The sequence below is a fragment of the Gammaproteobacteria bacterium genome, from assembly GCA_011682695.1.
In the GTDB taxonomy this organism is placed as follows: Bacteria; Actinomycetota; Acidimicrobiia; order Spongiisociales; family UBA4744; genus BMS3Bbin01.
Genome location: JAACED010000003.1, coordinates 47,823 through 64,099 on the forward strand (window position 1 = coordinate 47,823; position 16,277 = coordinate 64,099).

General features: G+C 64.2%; 14 protein-coding genes. 9 read left to right on the top strand and 5 right to left on the bottom strand.

The features are described from left to right. Positions 1-30: 30 nt before the first annotated feature. On the bottom strand, positions 31-759 hold the full coding sequence (locus tag GWP04_01000) for a glycosyltransferase (GenBank protein NIA24125.1): 729 nt from the start codon (positions 757-759) through the stop codon (positions 31-33). Positions 760-877: 118 nt separating this feature from the next. Here GWP04_01000 and manB point away from each other — a divergent pair, with 118 nt between their 5' ends. Genes manB through GWP04_01020 form a run of 4 tightly spaced genes read left to right on the top strand, consistent with a single transcriptional unit; the run spans position 878 to position 4,621 of the window. Further along, positions 878-2,218, top strand: a complete 1,341-nt coding sequence (gene manB, locus GWP04_01005; protein ID NIA24126.1) for a phosphomannomutase/phosphoglucomutase — start codon at positions 878-880, stop codon at positions 2,216-2,218. Next, positions 2,218-2,391 (top strand): Trm112 family protein, encoded by a 174-nt coding sequence (locus GWP04_01010; GenBank protein ID NIA24127.1) that lies wholly within the window; start codon positions 2,218-2,220, stop codon positions 2,389-2,391. The genes manB and GWP04_01010 overlap by 1 nt, the downstream gene beginning before the upstream one ends. A gap of 5 nt (positions 2,392-2,396) precedes the next feature. Next, complete coding sequence (locus GWP04_01015) at positions 2,397-3,377, top strand: bifunctional phosphoglucose/phosphomannose isomerase (GenBank protein NIA24128.1); 981 nt, start codon at positions 2,397-2,399, stop codon at positions 3,375-3,377. After that, on the top strand, positions 3,374-4,621 hold the full coding sequence (locus tag GWP04_01020; protein NIA24129.1) for an adenosylhomocysteinase: 1,248 nt from the start codon (positions 3,374-3,376) through the stop codon (positions 4,619-4,621). Before GWP04_01015 ends, GWP04_01020 begins: the two co-directional genes overlap by 4 nt. Before the next feature lie 99 nt (positions 4,622-4,720). Here GWP04_01020 and GWP04_01025 read toward each other — a convergent pair whose 3' ends face one another. The 4 genes from GWP04_01025 to GWP04_01040 all read right to left on the bottom strand — a co-directional run bounded on the left by GWP04_01025 (position 4,721) and on the right by GWP04_01040 (position 10,981). After that, positions 4,721-6,010, bottom strand: coding sequence for a signal peptidase I (locus GWP04_01025; protein ID NIA24130.1), 1,290 nt, complete (start codon positions 6,008-6,010; stop codon positions 4,721-4,723). A gap of 362 nt (positions 6,011-6,372) precedes the next feature. Beyond that, complete coding sequence (locus GWP04_01030; GenBank protein ID NIA24131.1) at positions 6,373-7,179, bottom strand: hypothetical protein; 807 nt, start codon at positions 7,177-7,179, stop codon at positions 6,373-6,375. Between the two features lie 151 nt (positions 7,180-7,330). Beyond that, complete coding sequence (locus GWP04_01035) at positions 7,331-8,497, bottom strand: hypothetical protein (protein NIA24132.1); 1,167 nt, start codon at positions 8,495-8,497, stop codon at positions 7,331-7,333. A 699-nt stretch (positions 8,498-9,196) separates the two neighbouring features. Beyond that, a complete protein-coding gene (locus GWP04_01040; GenBank protein ID NIA24133.1) occupies positions 9,197-10,981 on the bottom strand; it encodes an AAA family ATPase in 1,785 nt (594 codons plus the stop codon). A 193-nt stretch (positions 10,982-11,174) separates the two neighbouring features. On the opposite strand from GWP04_01040, the gene GWP04_01045 reads away from it, so the two are divergent. The 5 genes from GWP04_01045 to GWP04_01065 all read left to right on the top strand — a co-directional run bounded on the left by GWP04_01045 (position 11,175) and on the right by GWP04_01065 (position 16,136). Then, the gene (locus tag GWP04_01045) at positions 11,175-11,633 is read left to right on the top strand and encodes a hypothetical protein (protein NIA24134.1); all 459 of its coding nucleotides are present in this window, start codon (positions 11,175-11,177) and stop codon (positions 11,631-11,633) included. An 81-nt stretch (positions 11,634-11,714) separates the two neighbouring features. Further along, positions 11,715-12,257, top strand: a complete 543-nt coding sequence (gene raiA / locus GWP04_01050; protein NIA24135.1) for a ribosome-associated translation inhibitor RaiA — start codon at positions 11,715-11,717, stop codon at positions 12,255-12,257. After that, positions 12,254-12,907: a response regulator gene (locus tag GWP04_01055; protein NIA24136.1), complete on the top strand. Its 654-nt coding sequence runs from the start codon at positions 12,254-12,256 to the stop codon at positions 12,905-12,907. The genes raiA and GWP04_01055 overlap by 4 nt, the downstream gene beginning before the upstream one ends. Positions 12,908-12,909: 2 nt before the next feature. Further along, the gene (locus GWP04_01060) at positions 12,910-14,793 is read left to right on the top strand and encodes a hypothetical protein (protein NIA24137.1); all 1,884 of its coding nucleotides are present in this window, start codon (positions 12,910-12,912) and stop codon (positions 14,791-14,793) included. Beyond that, positions 14,790-16,136 carry an HD domain-containing protein gene (locus GWP04_01065; GenBank protein NIA24138.1) on the top strand — a complete coding sequence of 449 codons (1,347 nt, stop codon included), beginning with the start codon at positions 14,790-14,792 and terminating at the stop codon, positions 16,134-16,136. Before GWP04_01060 ends, GWP04_01065 begins: the two co-directional genes overlap by 4 nt. Positions 16,137-16,277: the final 141 nt, after the last annotated feature.

The window sequence follows — 16,277 nt, forward strand, 5'->3', positions numbered from 1 at the left end:
CCCATCCCTTCTCATGGCGGCTGTGCGGGATTACTCCCGTGAAGCGTCACGAGAGCGAAGAGACCACCAGAAGATCTTGAAGGTGTCCCTGCCCATCTCCCAGAGCGTCGAGAGCGACAGAGGCGCCGACGACGCTCCCACCCGAAGAGCGATGGGAACTTCACCGATGCGAGCGCCTGCTCGGTCGGCCCGGACGAGCAGTTCGAGGTCGAACGCGTAGCGGGTCACTTGAAGGTCCGACAGCACCGCTTGGAGCACGTCACGCCGGAACAGTTTCAGTCCCGTCTGCGTCTCAGTGACCTGAAGCCGGAACAGGATCCGGGTGACGAGGCGGAAGACACCGCTGAGTATCCGTCGCTTCCACGGGTAGCGCCCTCCGCTCATCCCGTACCGTTTCGTTCCGACCAGGACGTCGAGGTCCCGTTCGGAGAGCGTCTCGACCAGATCGGGGATCTGTTCCGGGGGTAGGTCGAGGTCACCATCGAGGAGCACCACCACCGGTCGGTCCGTGGCCAAACCGCCGGTTCTGAGCGCACCACCTTTCCCCAGGTTGGTGTCGTGGCGGAGCACCCGGACTCCAGCGACTTCGCCGGCGGCCTTCATCGCCTCATCGAACGTCTCATCGGTGCTCCCGTCGTCCACGACGATGATCTCCGATCCGGGCAGGGTCTCAAGGACGGAGGCGACAGTGAGGATGTTGTCGTGAATCGAAGAGCCCAACTGGTAGGCAGGCATCACGACGGAGACAGGAGTGGACAAAGCACGGGGAGTCTAGGGCCAACTGCCACCCGTTCTGGTGACGTTTCGGAGGAATAGTCCCATTCGAGCGTCACGAGAAGGGGTGGGGAGAGACGTGACGACTCCTACACTGATGTCTATGCGCGACCTGCACCCCATCTTCAAGGCGTACGACGTGCGCGGCCGCACCGACACGGGAGATCTCGACGAGGATGCGGCGCGTCGCATCGGTGCCGGCTTCGCCCGCTCCGTCGATGCGCCGCAGGTCGCCCTCGGACACGACTGCCGTGCATCATCGCCCGGCCTCGTGGATGCCTTCAGTGACGGTGTCACCGGACAGGGTGTGGACGTTCTCGATATCGGGCTGGTCGCGACCGACACGCTGTACTTCGTCTCGGGTGACCGGGACATTCCCGGTGCGATGATCACCGCGTCCCACAATCCGCCCGAGTGGAACGGGATCAAGTTCTGCCGTCGGGGAGCGGCGCCGATCGGAGCCGAGTCCGGACTCTTCGACATTCGGGATCTCGCAGAACAGGGCGTTGACGCAATCGGAGCGAGCGGATCTGTCGAGCCGTTCGATCCGATCCCCGGCTATATCGACCATCTGCTCTCCATTGTCGACCCCCAGCGGATCGGTCCTTTGCGGGTCGCCGCAGACGGTGGCAACGGCATGGCCGGGGTGGCCTTGCCGGGTGTGTTCGCAAAGCTGGATGCCGAACTCATCCCGCTGTTCCTCGAACCGGACGGCCGATTCCCGAACCATCCGGCCGATCCGTTGCAGCCGGAGAACCTGCGAGACCTCGAGGCGACGATGCGCTCGCAGCATCCCGATCTGGGTGTCGCCTTCGACGGCGATGCCGACCGGGCGTTCTTCGTCGATGATCTCTCACGGCCGCTGTCGGGAAGCACGACCACCGCGCTGATCGCCACGTGGTTTCTGGCCCGAGAACCCGGAGCCAAGATCGTGCACAATCTGATCGTCAGCCGGGCCGTTCCCGAGGCGATTCGGGCTGCCGGCGGGACGCCCGTTCGCACGCGGGTCGGTCATTCATTCATCAAACAGATCATGGCCGAGACGGGCGCGGTGTTCGGCGGTGAGCATTCGGGGCACTACTACTTCAGAGACAACTTTCGCGCCGACTCCGGGACGCTCGCGATGCTCGTCCTGCTCCAGGTGCTCTCCGAAGACGGGCGCTCCCTCTCCGAGATCCGAAAGGATTTCGAACCCTATGTGGCGTCCGGAGAGATCAACCTGCGTGTCGACGACCAGCAGGACGCCATCGAGCGCGTCGCCGCCACCTTCGGTGACGCGTCGCAGGACCGGACGGACGGTCTCACGGTGGAATGGGCGGACCGGTGGTTCAATCTGCGTTCTTCGAATACCGAGCCCGTTCTGCGGCTCAATGCCGAGGCCGGAGACAAGGCGGCTGTCGAGGAACTTGTTGCTACGGTGCGATCGATCGTGAAAGGAACATGATGGGCCTCATTCCAGACGAACTCGCCGAGATCCTCGTGTGCCCTTCGTGCCATGGAGACCTCCGAGAGGATGAAACAGAGCAACGCCTCATCTGCACCGCGTGCGGTCTGCGCTATCCGGTACGAGACGGTATCCCCGTGATGCTCATCGAAGAAGCGACCCGAGAATCGTGAACACGATGGAGACCATGCTGGCAAGCCTGCCGGAGCAGTATCGGTGGGCGGCAGACCTCACCACTCCCTCGCTTCCTGCCGCAACGGGAGCGCTGGTCTGCGGGATGGGCGGCTCCGGCATTGCCGGCGACGTCGCCGCCGCCGTGGCCGGCGAAGCACCGGTGTTCGCGCACAAGAGCTATGGGATCCCCGGATGGGCCGAGCGGCTCTCGCCGCTTGTGGTAGCGGTCTCGTATTCGGGGAATACCGAGGAGACACTGTCCGGTGTCGAAGCCGCCGAGCGTGCGGGTCTTGCGATCGCTGCCGTCAGCAGTGGGGGAGTGCTCTCGCGTCTCGCGCGAGAGCACGACTGGCCGCTCGTCGAGGTTCCCGGCGGACTTCAGCCCCGCGCGGCGTTCGGGTACCTCACCGGTGCAGTGATGAGGATTCTCGAGGGCGCCGGGCTCGTCGAGGGGACCGGGCTGACCGAGGCCGCCATCGTCACCGACGAGCTGCTGGGGGCCGATCTCGACGGTCCAGGACGCCACCTCGCCGACGACCTCGCGGAAGGTCTTGCAGGCCGAATCACACTGATCGTCGGCTCCGGGCCGGCCGCGGTCGCCGCGTACCGATGGAAGACACAGATCAATGAGAATGCCAAGGCGCCCGCGTTCACCACGACGATTCCCGAGACCGACCATAACGAGATCGTTGGATGGTCCGCCCTCGGGTCCGTTCTCCGGCGCACCGTCGGCGTCATCGCGCTGCGCGACCCGCACGAACCCTCCCGAGTTGCCGCCCGGTTCGATCCCACCCTGGGCAGGCTGGCAGAAGGGGCGGGCATCGTCGGTGAAGTGTGGGCACAGGGGGAACATCCACTTGCCCGGATGGCAAGTCTATCCGCCATCGGAGATATGGTCTCATTGCGCTTGGCGCGAAACGCCGCCGTGGACCCGGTTCCCGTCGAGGCCATCGAAATACTCAAACAAGAATTGGGAGAGACATGAACTACGACATAGCGGACGCTTCCCTTGCTCCTGAAGGAGCACGCAGAATCGGATGGTCGGGCCGGAGAATGCCGGTCCTCGGCACGATCAGGGAGCGGTTCCGTCAAACGAAGCCGTTGGAGGGGATGCGCATCGCCGCATGCCTGCATGTGACGGCCGAGACCGCCAACCTGATGATGGCGCTGCGAGACGGCGGCGCCGACGTCGTGCTGTGCGCCTCCAATCCGTTGTCCACGCAGGATGACGTGGCCGCAGCCCTCGTTGCAGACGACATTCCCGTGTTCGCGGTCCGAGGCGAGGACGACGAGCGTTACTACCGCCATATCAATGCCGTACTCGACACCAAACCGCACATCACGATGGACGACGGCGCCGACCTGGTATCGGTGCTCCACAAGGACCGCACCGATGTCACACCGATCGGTTCCACAGAAGAAACCACGACCGGAGTGATCCGCCTGAGGGCGATGGCCAACGAAGGGATGCTTCGGCTTCCGGTGGTGGCCGTCAACGATTCGGCAACCAAGCACCTGTTCGACAATCGGTACGGGACCGGGCAGTCGTCGCTGGACGGCATCCTGCGGGCATCGAATATCCTGCTCGCCGGGTCGAACATCGTCGTGGCCGGCTACGGAGACTGCGGCCAGGGTGTCGCCTCCCGGGCCGACGGGATGGGCGCCCGGGTCATCGTCGTCGAGTCGGACCCGATCAGGGCCCTATCGGCTGCCATGGACGGCTACCGGGTGATGACTGCCGACGATGCGTCCGAGCTGGGGGACCTGTTCATCACCGTGACCGGCGACAAGCACGTCTTTCGGGCCCGGCATTTCGACCGGATGAAAGACGGCGTGATTCTCGCCAATGCGGGCCACTTCGACGTCGAGATCGATCTGGACGCCTTGAGGGAGAAGGCGGTCGTACGCCGTCCGGTTCGCGAGAATCTCGAGGAATTCGAGCTCGCGGACGGACGCCGGATTCTCGTTGCGGCAGAAGGACGCCTGGTCAATCTGAGCGCAGCCGAGGGGCACCCCGCAGACGTGATGGACATGTCATTCTCCGATCAGGCGCTTGCAGCGGAGTGGCTCGTCGCCAATCACGAAGAGCTCGAACCGGGCGTGTACACGCTTCCGGACGAGCTCGATCGCGAGGTTGCGAGGATCAAACTCGAGCATCTCGGCGGCGCGGTCGAGGTGTTGACCGAAGAACAGATCGCATACCTGGCGTCCTGGCAGGAAGGGACCTGATCGTCGGTCTGGGGACTTGACGAGCGGTCAGGAGTACCCGGTATCGGGTACCGGGATCGTGGCGCGAGCGCCGGGCACGCGAGGCAGGTATTCGGTGACTCAGCGGTCCCGGACCCAGAGGGCGACGCGTCCGACCCACGGAACGGCGAACACCACCTTCCCGTCGATCTCGTCGGCGCCGACGGGTGTGTCGTCGGACCGGTTGTTGTCTCCACGGGTCGTGATCATCAGGCCATCGGGTGTGTCCTCGATGCGCACGATGCGGTGGGTCACCGGCATCGTCCCCTGTCGGTACTCCACGATGTCGCCGATCTCGAGGCCGGGGATGTCGACGTGTTCGCGGATGATGACGACGTCGCCTCGGACGAGGGCCGGGTCCATGCTGGTCCCGGCCACGATCAGCGGGCGAACCCCGAACATGCCGGTGAACAATGCCACGGCAACTACGGCGGCGGCGACGGTCGCCACCCAACCGGGCCAGGCCTTCTGGACTGGTCTCGCCTGCTCGAAATGGCGTTGTGGCTCCTTGAGAGCATCTGCTGCCAAGGCGCGGAAGAGGGTCATCGCAACGATCGGCGTGATGGCGCCGATGAGCAGCAGCCACACCCAGGTGAGGTCGGGCAAGATCGGGGAGAACCACGCGAACGCGACGAGAGTGCCGCGGTAGGCGATCGACGGTCCTGGTCCTCCAACGCTGGCCATCCAGGTGGCAACTCCGCTCAGGACGAGCGCGGGGGCCAGCAGCCCTGCACCGGTCTGGAACAGGCGGGCCGGGTCGGTCAGTCCCGTGAACTGGCCGATCGGGGTGGCGGCGACGAAGAAGATCACCGTGACCGTGACAAAAGCACCGTTTTCGAGTGCCTGTATCCGGAACCGGGATCGTACGCCTCCCCGCATGAGCCGGGTACGCTCGACGAACGGCGCCCAGACACGGAAGAGGTACGCACGCGCCATCTCGAGTCCAACCAGCATCGTCCCCAGATAGAGGACGTTCAGCGGGTAGTTGACCAGCTTGCCAGAGGGTGAGCGGCCGAATCCGCTCAGCACGCCGGCGATGATCAGCACGGAGACGTGGAAGACTCCGACGAACAAGCCGGCACGGACGATCGTCCAGTGGAAGGCGGGCCGCCGGGGAAGGCGGCGCCATCCGTGGTAGGCGAGCACGGCGAGGCCCGTCCAGAGAAGTGGTTGGGCGAGGTAGTAGTCGAGTCCCGGCGTCGCTCGCAGCCAGATGGGGAACCCCCTGGTGGAGATCGCATAGGCGGCCACGACGTAGGCCAGGACCACTCCGGAGAAGCGGAGTGCGCGTCGATGCCCGTGAGATCGGTCGGGGTTGCGGAAGGCGTGCAGCAGTGAGGAGCGAGGTTTGCGGTGCCGTGGGCGGGTCACCGGATCGAGGCTAGTGCCTCGACCGGCGACCTTTACGGTGTTCTGCCGGCCAGGAACGCCGCTCGCTGCGTTCTCCGCCTCAACGCACCTGCAGGTGCGCCTTCGTTGTGCGGCCTTGCGACCAGACGCCCCCGCCTCGGCATCGACACCCCGAACGTTACTGGCCAAGGCACCAGCGATCGGCGAAGGATTGTGGCCGCCGGTATCGGTCATGTCGACGGAGTGAGGAGTGCAGCGGCGGCGAGTGACGCCATACCGGCCGCGATGGCCGGCGATGCTCCCTGCCGCTGCACCTCCTCATGCATGGTGTGTTCCTTGGGTGGCTCGCAGCCCGCGCTCCGAACCACCCTTCCGTTGCCTTCCTAGGGTAGGGGCGTTACGCAGGCGAGTCCGTTCCAATAACACAGGTCGGCGGTCGTGGGATCACCGTCCTGATCCACGACTGCACCAGCCGTGCACATCGTCACGTCCCACTCGTTCCAGTTGACGAAGTCCTGCGAGAGTGCGAACGCATAGGTCGCATTCTGGAGAGCAGGCTGCAGCACGTGCAACCAGCCGGATGTCGTCACGGACTCTGCCGGATCGATCTGTGTGCCGCAGCGAACCCCGGCGCTGATATCACCTTCGATCTGGTGGGTCGTTCCCAGGTAGAAGTTGCCCTCGTTGATGCCCGGGACGATCGGGATGGAGCCAGGTGATCCGCCGTCCGGCGTTCTCGTCGCGGTGAACGCGATCGAGGTCGCCCGCACCGGCACGCTGCCCGTGTTCTTGAGGGTGGCGGTCAGCGTGCAGTTGTAGCTCGGGTAGGCGTTCTCGATGGTCCACGTCACCAGATCATCGGTGTGAGCCGCGGTGCACTTCGCCACGTCCTTGGTGTATCTGCCCGGGGCAGGTGCAACATGATCCGACGGATCGGCGCTCGAGGCGGTACCCCATGCGTCGAAGATCTCGTTCGTGGTCGGCTCGCCGTCGCTCGCGTTGAGGACGCCGTCGTCGTTGGTCCAGGCTTGCGACCAGGCCATGACGACACTGCCGGTATTGACGTTGCCGTTGAGATCGAGCGTCGCCGTCCAGTGGGCATAGACGAGGCCTGTGGTCGCCAGCAGCAATGTCAGCAGTACCACGAGACCCGGCGCCCGCAACAGCACGCTCCGTTTCTTCGTTCTCACGTTCCTCTTTCCTTTCCTCGTGGTGGGTTCTCCCACCGGTGTCTTCCGTGTACGCCGTGCGCATCGGGTGATCGCGCACGCGCCAGAACACTCGGTTCTCTGCGGTGTCGGTTCATCGTCACCTCCCGGGCTCCTTCCTCGCCGTGGTCTCTCATGGCGAAACGGTCTCTGCTGGGGGTGGTGTCCCACCGTCGTCCTGCGCGGTACCGGCCGGCTCATCGGACTCCGGCGGGGACGCGTCGAACATCTCCAGGAGGGCCGGTCCCGATTCGTGCGAAGGTGCGACGTTCACCGTCACGTCGAGCGGCCGATCAGCGGTGACCGTCCAGCCGAACCCTCCCTCGTCCGGAGGGGCGCTGTTCCACTGCGTGAACAGGGAGCTCAACGTCAGGGGTATCGTGAATCCGTCGTGGGGGAAGGTTCCGAGCAGGGTCGACGTCAGCGAGACGGACACGGACTCCCCAGGGTCGAGCTGGTGCGCGACCCGAAAACGCCGGTTCAACAGGTCGCAGAGCGAACCCTGGGCGATGACGCCTTCCGTCGTCTCGATCACCAGGTTGAAACGGCCACCGTGACCACCATGACCTCCGTGGCCACAATGACCTTCGCCCGTGCAGGCGTCTTCGGAGCCGATGAGCGTGACATAGGGGATCCCCGGAATGGATCCGTCATTGGTGATCGACACCACGCTACGAATGGACAACGGGTTGCAGGAGGTGGGCAGAGTCGTGTCCGTGCCGTGTCCACCGTGACCATCACCGTCGACACCGTCGAGAGACCATAGGCCGGTCCCCGAGAGCACCATGCGCCAAAGATCACCGCCCGCCATGACGTCGACGACGATGTCCTCGCCGTTCACCGTGAAGCCGAAACCGAGGAACCCTCCGCTCTCTCCAGGATTCGCGACCCACTGCCCGATCGCCACCTCGGTGCCGTCGAGGTGCAGCGTTGCAGTGTCACCCTGAGCAGCGTTGCTCGGATCGATCGAGTACCCGTCGGCGATCTCTGAGCGCCCGGTTTCGATCTTCACTGCTCCGATGCCCTTCGCTTCGAGGTCGCCGGGCTCCTGATCTGGAGCCCAGAATCGAACGAACGAGATCGAGTGCCCAGGAAAACGGTGGGTATCGCAGTTGAACTCGAAGGTTGCCGAGGGGCCGCTCGTCGAGGCTGCAAGGCGACCCGTCCCACTCCGGGTGTTCGCAACGGCCTCGGTGATCCAGTGGCTGTAGCCGATGCCGCCTCCGTACGCCAGGATTACCAGGATCGTGACGAGCAGGACCGTTGTACGGCCGGCCGGCTGGGGTCTCGAGAAGGGCATGGAGGCTTTGTGCGAGTCGCGGTGGCGGCCGCGTCGGGGTCTTGGGGGGAGTGCTGAGTGGTGCAGTTCGTGCATGCCGGATCGGAAGCGACGCCAATGGTGTCCCCGAGGGGCGAGGGCGGCGTGATCGGCCAGGATCCAGGCGGGAGAGGAGAGGCGGGGCCGGGCGTGCTTGCTCAACTGCTCGTCCTCCAGATGGAGGACACAGCGGCCTTGCCGCAAGGTCCTGGCTTAGTCAGAACGCGGCGATACAATGCCCGCACGGGATTCGTGACGACGCTCCAGTCGTGTGTCGGTCCTGTTCGCCGGGGACTGTCTTGCCAAAGTCACAGTCCCCGCGCGCTCCTCAGGGGGATCCGAGTCGCAGGAATGCAGAAGCCAGGACGGCGCGACAGAAGGACGTAGCCACGACGCCTCCCCCATCGAACCTCCCAGCTGATAACCTAAATCTACCAACTCTCGCACCGTGTGTCTAGGGGCCGGTGGCCTCATAGACGTGCGTACTGTCTCATGAGCGGTCGTTCGGGCCGCCAACGGTGCGCACCTCTGCCACTCGCCGCCCTGTCCGTGGCGTGTGGTTGTGGCGCCGGTGGGACTGGTCTTGCGACGGTTCCATGAGCGCCTCGAGGCGTCCGATCAGAGGATATGGCGGTACCGAATCCTCACCATCGAGTGTGAGATGCGACGTGCCGGATGCCGCTACTGCTGTACCGGGGTTTCGCGCAGGTCGATGACGGTGTCGCCGGACGCAGAGCCGATCACGTCGAGGATCTCCTCGTCGATCAGCTCGTTGCGCTCGATGAGTGCATCTCGGAGCGCCTCGACGATGTGAAGGTTGGCCGACAGGAGCCGTGTGACCGACTGTTTCGCCTGGTCGAGGAGGTGCTCGATCTGTTCGCGGCCGTGCGGGTCACTCAGAACCCTGGCCGTCAGGTTCCCTCCGAGCGGCCCGGCGTCGAGCGCCCGGTACGACACGAGCGAGCCCCCGAGCCCGAGAGAACCGACCATCTCGGCGGCAAGCGTGGTTGCAGAGGCGAGGTCCCCGGCAGGCCCGGTGCTCGAATCCCCGAAGAAGATCTCCTCGGCAACCATGCCACCCATCGCGATCTGCAACAGTGCCCTCAGTTCGGACTCGCGTTGGGTACGCCGCTCCTCGGTGAGACGGTGGGCCAGGAACCCGAGCGCTTCCCTGCGCTTGATGATCGAGAGAACTTCGAGGCGACGCCCTTTGCCGACCAGGTACGCGACCGTCGCATGTCCGGCCTCGTGGGTGGCGATCGCGGCCCGCTCCTCGGTGGGGTAGTCGACCGGCTCGGGGAGCCCGAGCTCGATCTCGATCCGGGCCCTATGGAGGTCTCTCATGTCCAGGGCGCTACGGTCGTCCCGCAGCGCCAACAAAAGCGCCTCGTCGAAGAGTCGCTCGAGCGAAGCCGGCGTGTAGCCGAGCGTCGCCGAAGCGAGATTATCCCTCGATGTCTCCAACTCCATCTCCGGGGCATGAGCCTTGCGGGTGAGGAAGTAGTCGATCAGCTCACGTCTGCCGGACCGTCCGGGCAGGTCGAAGTGGAAGATCCGGTCGAAGCGTCCTGGTCTCAGCAGCGCAGGGTCGAGCGAATCGGCTCGGTTCGTCGCTCCGATCAGCAGCACATTCGAGTACTGGTTCGCCGGCGGCCGAAGCTGGAGGTGTTCGGGGAGGAACAGGTTGATGCGATCCCTGAACCAGCTCGCCATCTTGGTGCGTGACAGGGGTTCGTCGAAGCTCTGCATCTGGATGAGCAGTTCGTTGACGACCCCTCCGGTGTCCGTCGCGATGGACCGGTTCACCGACAGGGACACCGCCGGACTCTTCGTCACATTGGGACGTGCCAGTCCGATCGCGTCGATCTCTTCGATGAAACCGATTGCCCCGCCCTCGACCCTGGCAGCTTTCCGCAGGGCCTTGAAGAAGGCTCGGATCCGTTTCGACGTCATTCCGTACCACATGCTCTGGAATGCAGTGGCCGACACGAACAGGAACGGTACGCCGGCTTCTTTGGCCAGTGCCTTGGCGGCGTACGTCTTGCCGGTTCCGGGGGGTCCTTCAAAGAGCACACCACGCCGGGGCGTTCCTCCCATGACCGTTCGGAACCGCTCGTGGTCCAGCAGGATCTGCAAGGTGTGACGAACCTCGATCAACAGGTTGTCCATGCCCTTGACGTCGTCGAAGGAGGTCTCGATCTGCTCGGGTCGGAACGTCGTGTGCGGCGATCGTCGGTTTCCGAGCACCGGAGCCACCAGCGCGATCCCGATGAGCAGGATGAGGAGGATGCCGGGAAGCCAGAACATCGTCTCGGGCGGCAGGTGCGGGAACGCCGGCCATGGATGACGGCCGCTGACGATGCGCCACCACATCCATGCCGCGATCGGCGCGAGGAGAAAGCCCAGCCGTGTCAGCCTTCGCTGACGCTGCCGCTCCCGAGTGTCGTGGACGTTCCCAGCCGCCATACCACCATCTAACCACAGAGAGTGGCGTCCTGCCACCGAATCTCGCGCAGAAAGCGTTCTCGTCAGTGGCGGGCCATAGGGTGGGCGCATGGTGTGCCTGGTGTGTTCGCTGCCGACCCGAGGGGTGCTGTGCGGTCGCTGCCGCTCATCTCTGCGGCCCGAGTCGGACCGTGTGGTCGGTGGATCGTTGCTCGTGCACGTAGCGTTGGCGCATCGCGGCGCTGCCAGGGTGTTGGTGCGTCGGCTCAAGTACGAGGCGATCCGAGCCGCTGCGGCACCACTCGCGGAAGCGATGGCGGCCAGGGTCGACGACCCGGGGGCGGCGATCGTTCCGGTGCCGCGTGTGCCCATGCGGGCATGGCGGTACGGAATCGATCCTGCACGAGAACTCGCCAAGGCCTATGGGGCTCTCGTGGGTCGGCCCGTGGTCGACCTGCTGCGGCCGGCGCCGTGGACTCGCCGTCACGCCGGCAAGTCGCGGTCCGAGCGGTCGCCTGTTGGATTCGGTCTTCGCTCACGTGTCACTCGACCCGTCGTCATCCTCGATGACGTTCTCACGACGGGTCAGACCATGAGGGCGGCTGCCGACGCAATCGGCCCACAAGTGATCGGCGCGATTACGGCCACGGGTGCGGGTAGAGTAGGGGTGTGATCCTGCGACATGCAGCATGGCCGGCCGCAGCACTTGCGGTCGCGCTTCGCAGAGACTCCAACCATCAATAGGAGGCTGGTTTTGGACGTCAAACTTCATGGTAAGAACTACCAGTTCGATGAGCGTCTTGCAGAAGCCGCCCGTGCCAAAGTCTCGAAAGCGGCCAGGTTCTTCAATGGCATCTCGTCGGCAGACGTCGAAATCGTCAAGGAGATGAACCGGCGAGTCACGGACCCGTTCAGGGTGGAGATCACCTCGCGTGCAGCCGGTTCGACCGTGCGGGTCGAAGCGGCAGGCCCGACCGCTGAGGCAGCACTGGACATTGCGACCGAGAAGTTCGGGATTCAACTGCGGCGGTTGAAGGAACGGCTCATCGATCGTTCTCGGAGAGGGCGAGAGAAACGCCTCAATACGGCGTCCAAAGACGACGAAGAAGAGCCAAGTGGTCCACTGATCGTCAGAGTGAAGCAGTTTGTCATGAAACCGATGACTCCAGAAGAAGCCGCCTTGCAGATGGAGATGCTTGGCCACGGGTTTTTCTTCTTCCAGAATGCAGAAGGTGACCGGCCGAGCGTCCTCTACCGACGGCGCGACGGATCGTACGGATTGATCGAGCCCGCATGACCACCGTATTGGTCGTCGACGACTCTCCGCTGTTCGTTACCGGGCTCTCAGCCGCGCTCGTGAACGCGGGGTTCGATGTCGTCGGCCAGGCCGAGGATGCGATGACGGCCTTGACGATGGCCCGCTCGCTTCAGCCGGATATGGTCGTGCTCGACGTGTTGATGCCGGGGATGTCGGGACTGGAGGTCGTCGGTCCGATCCGAGAGGCTTCGGGTGGCGCGAACGTCGTCCTGCTTACATCCAGCGAATCGGAGGAGGACCTTCTCTCGGCCATCAAGTCCGGTGCCCGGGGATATGTCGTCAAAGACACTCCGTTCCCGGAGCTGGTCGAGTCGATGCGCGCCGTGTGCGAAGGTGGAGCCGTTGTCTCTCCGCGCATGGGAGCGAAACTGTTCGAGACGGTCGCCAGCCTGCTCAAACATCGTGAGGTCATCTCTACGCGCAAGCCGGAGCTGACCGGTCGCGAACTCGAAGTGCTCGGGCTTATTTCCTCAGGCATGACCAGTCGCCAGATCGGCGAGAAGCTGTTCATCTCCGAGAACACGGTCAAGAATCACGTTCGCAATATCCTCGACAAACTCGGATTGCATTCGAGAAACGAAGCCGTCCTCTACGCTGTGCGCGAGGAATTGATTCAGATCGGCGGGTAGACGTGATTGACGAGACGGGTGCCGCCGAAGTTGTCGAAGCACTGGCGGGCGCCTGGACCGTGTACAACCTGTACCCGGAACCGGAGACACAACCCTCGTTTCATCGGATCGGAGAGTCGCTTCGTACGGCTGCGGCGGTCGGGACCATTTGGCTCGATGTCGGGCCCGGGTTCTTCCTTTGTGACGACCAAGAAGTGCAGGTCACCCGCGATGCGGTGGAGCGGCTTGCACAACGGTGTTATGTGCACAACATCGCGTCGGTTGGAGTGACCGATCCTCCATCGGATCGCGACCTGGCCGCATTCATGAGCGTGCTCGCGCTGGAGGAACAAGCGATCGAACAAGGCGGGGGGCTTCCCGCGCTCCTCATGCGAAAAGGCATCAGCGGTCTGTCCGTCGTCACGAAGATGCCGCTCTCCACCGGGGCGGAGGGTCCAACGTTTGAACGCGACGATGTCGTGCGGGATGCGATGGCCGGCGCAATGGATCCGGCCGAGTTCGCCGCTGCGCTCGTCGAAGAAGCCGAAGGAGATTCCGCACGGCTGGCAGAGCTGTTCCACACTCGCTTCCGCGAGACCTACGGGTTGATCGCCGACTCCGACATTGCTGCCTGCGAGCAGGTCGTCCGAGCGTTCGTAGAGGCGTTCTTCTCCCTGGATGAGCAGTTCATGGTGGCCGTATTGGGACCGTTCCTCGGTGCCTATGACGATCCCATCGACCGGCTCTTCCTCGATCAGTTCGCCGGCCACGAGCTGGCACGCATCGCTCCGAAGCTCGATTCGGCCGGCTTTGCTCTGCTTCTGGACTACGCACGGATCGGAACCGACGAAGCGGACCGCCGTCCAGATGAACTTCTCGCATTGTTCGACGCGGGAGACGGCGCGGCAGATGCCGTGCAGATGGTCACCGCGCGTGTCCAAGAGCGTCTGCTCGGCGCCGCGCCGGAGAGCCTCTCACAGATCGCCATCGGCGAGCTGCGACCGCAGTTTCCCGACCCTCGGCGCCACTTCTACTACACCCTCGACACGTTCCGTGGGCTTCTCGCCGTCGAGGATCGCGACAATCGCTTTCGGCGCCTGATGCGTCTGCTCACCGGCAAGATCATCGCAAGTATCCGGCGGCAACAGTTTCGCCACGCCGAACTGTGGGTCCGCAGTGTGACTGACGCACCAACGCATCCGCCGGAGCGCCGCCGCGAGGTCCAGGAGGCTCTCGAGCTCGCGTGTACCCGGGATGTCATCGACTTGCTCGTCAACGAGGTGTCCGGCGCAGGCCCAGATGCTGCAAGAAGCCTGGTCGCGAGGCTTGGAGCGACGAAGATAGGCGTCGTGCTCGGCCTTCTCGCCGAAGAAGAGGACCGTTCCCGCAGGAAGGTGCTGATCGATATCCTCGGCGCAGTGGCCGAACACGATCCAGGTCCGGTCCTGGCCGCTCTCGACGACGAACGATGGTACGTGGTCAGGAACCTGGCGACCGTTCTTCGGGCCTCCGGCAACTCCGAGGCGGTGCCCGGCCTGGTCAAACTGCTTACCCATGGGGACCATCGAGTGCGCGTCGAGGCTCTGAGAGCCCTGAACACGATCGAGCCCGCTGCAATCGAGCACGCAGGGGGCGCACTGGGCGACGATCACGAGGTGGTCCGGCGCGCCGCGATCGGCCTGCTTGCTGCCCGGCCAGGAGCGGAAGCCGAGGGCCATCTGATCGCAGCGCTGAATGGCCGTCTCTCGGCTGCGGAAAAGGAGGAAGTCATTCGACACCTCGGGGACCGCGAGAGTCCGGAGTGTGAGGATGCACTCAAGGCCGTCGCAGGACGCCGGTTCATTCTCAGCGCCCGGGGACGGGCGCTGCGGGCCGCCGCCAGGGAAGCACTAGGAACTCGCGCATGATCAGAGAGCAGGCAGCTCGCACGGCTCTTCGCAAGATCCAGGCGCTGGCGCGTCAGATGAGCCTGTACCCGATCGACCACCCTTCGACCGGTGAGGCGCTCGAGGCAGCTACGACGGCTGCGAACATGCTTGCCCGTAGGGAAGACGATGAGGCAGTCGTCACCCTGCTCGGTGACACGATCCACCTTGGACGGTCGATCCTGCCGCATGCCTCGCTTGAGCTCAGCAGTCTCTTGCGAACGCTCCAGTCCCGGGGTATCGAATCGATCACGTTCAATGCTCCGGTCGCAGCAGCAGATGTCGCAGACCTGGGAGCTTTCATCGCCGCGTTGAGTGGTGACGTTCCCGCCGAAGCAACGATTCGGCTCAACGAGTCGCCGTTCACGAGAGCCGATCTCGAAAGCGATGCCACCGGCGGTGTGCGCAGGTCATACTCTCGTTCACTCGACGTGCTGCGCGGGATGGCGGCGGCAATCGAGCGGGACGAACAGTTCGACCTCTCGGGAGCGGCGGGGGCGGTCGAGCAGCTGGTGGAACAGACCATTTCTCAGCCTGCCGCATCGTTGCTGCTCTCGACGATGAAGAGTCACGACGAATACACGTTCTTTCATTCGGTCAACGTCTGCATTCTCTCGATTGCGATGGGTCGAATGCTCGGCCTGCCGAACGACCAGATGTCCGCCCTCGCGATGGGCGCATTGCTCCACGACATCGGCAAGGTACGCGTAGCGTCGTCGATCCTGCAGTATCCGGGCCGGCTCAACGCCGAACAGTGGCGCCAGATCAAGCTGCATCCGCAGGAGGGAGCGGCGTCGATCCTCGCCGCGGCGGCACCGTATCAGGAGATCGCCGCGACAGTGGCGTTCGAACACCACGCCCGGTATGACGGTCTCGGTTACCCGCCCGTCGGAAGATCATCGCGGGATCTGCACTTCTACAGCAGGCTGGTTGCCACTGCCGACACCTACGACGCGATCACGACCCGGCGCTCCTACCGCAGGGCCGAGACGCCCAACCGCGCTCTCTACGTTCTGCTGACCGGCGCGGGTTCGATCTACGATCCGGACTTCGCCAGGGCGTTCATCGAGATGGTTGGTGTCTACCCGCCCGGATCACTGCTCGAACTCTCCGATGGAGATGTCGTGATGGTCACCCGCGTCAACGAAGGCGGCGGTACATCCGACGTCGTGCTGCTTCGACCGTCCGGAGAAGCGCTCCTGGACGAGCCTGTGGAGGTGACGATCGGGGAGCGGACGGTTGCCGATCAGCTGCTCCCAGAAACGGTCGGCGTCGAACCCGCCGCGCTGCTCGAGCGGGTCGGCGTCATCGTGCACATGGTGTAGAAAGTCATCAGTCATCAGTCATCAGTCATCGGTCATCGGTCATCGGTCGTCGGTTGTACAATCCCCGAAGACATTGTTTGCAATCGGCGGGGATGCATTTTCCACATAAATCCCCCGTTCGCCTGAGTGAAAAAAGGAGTT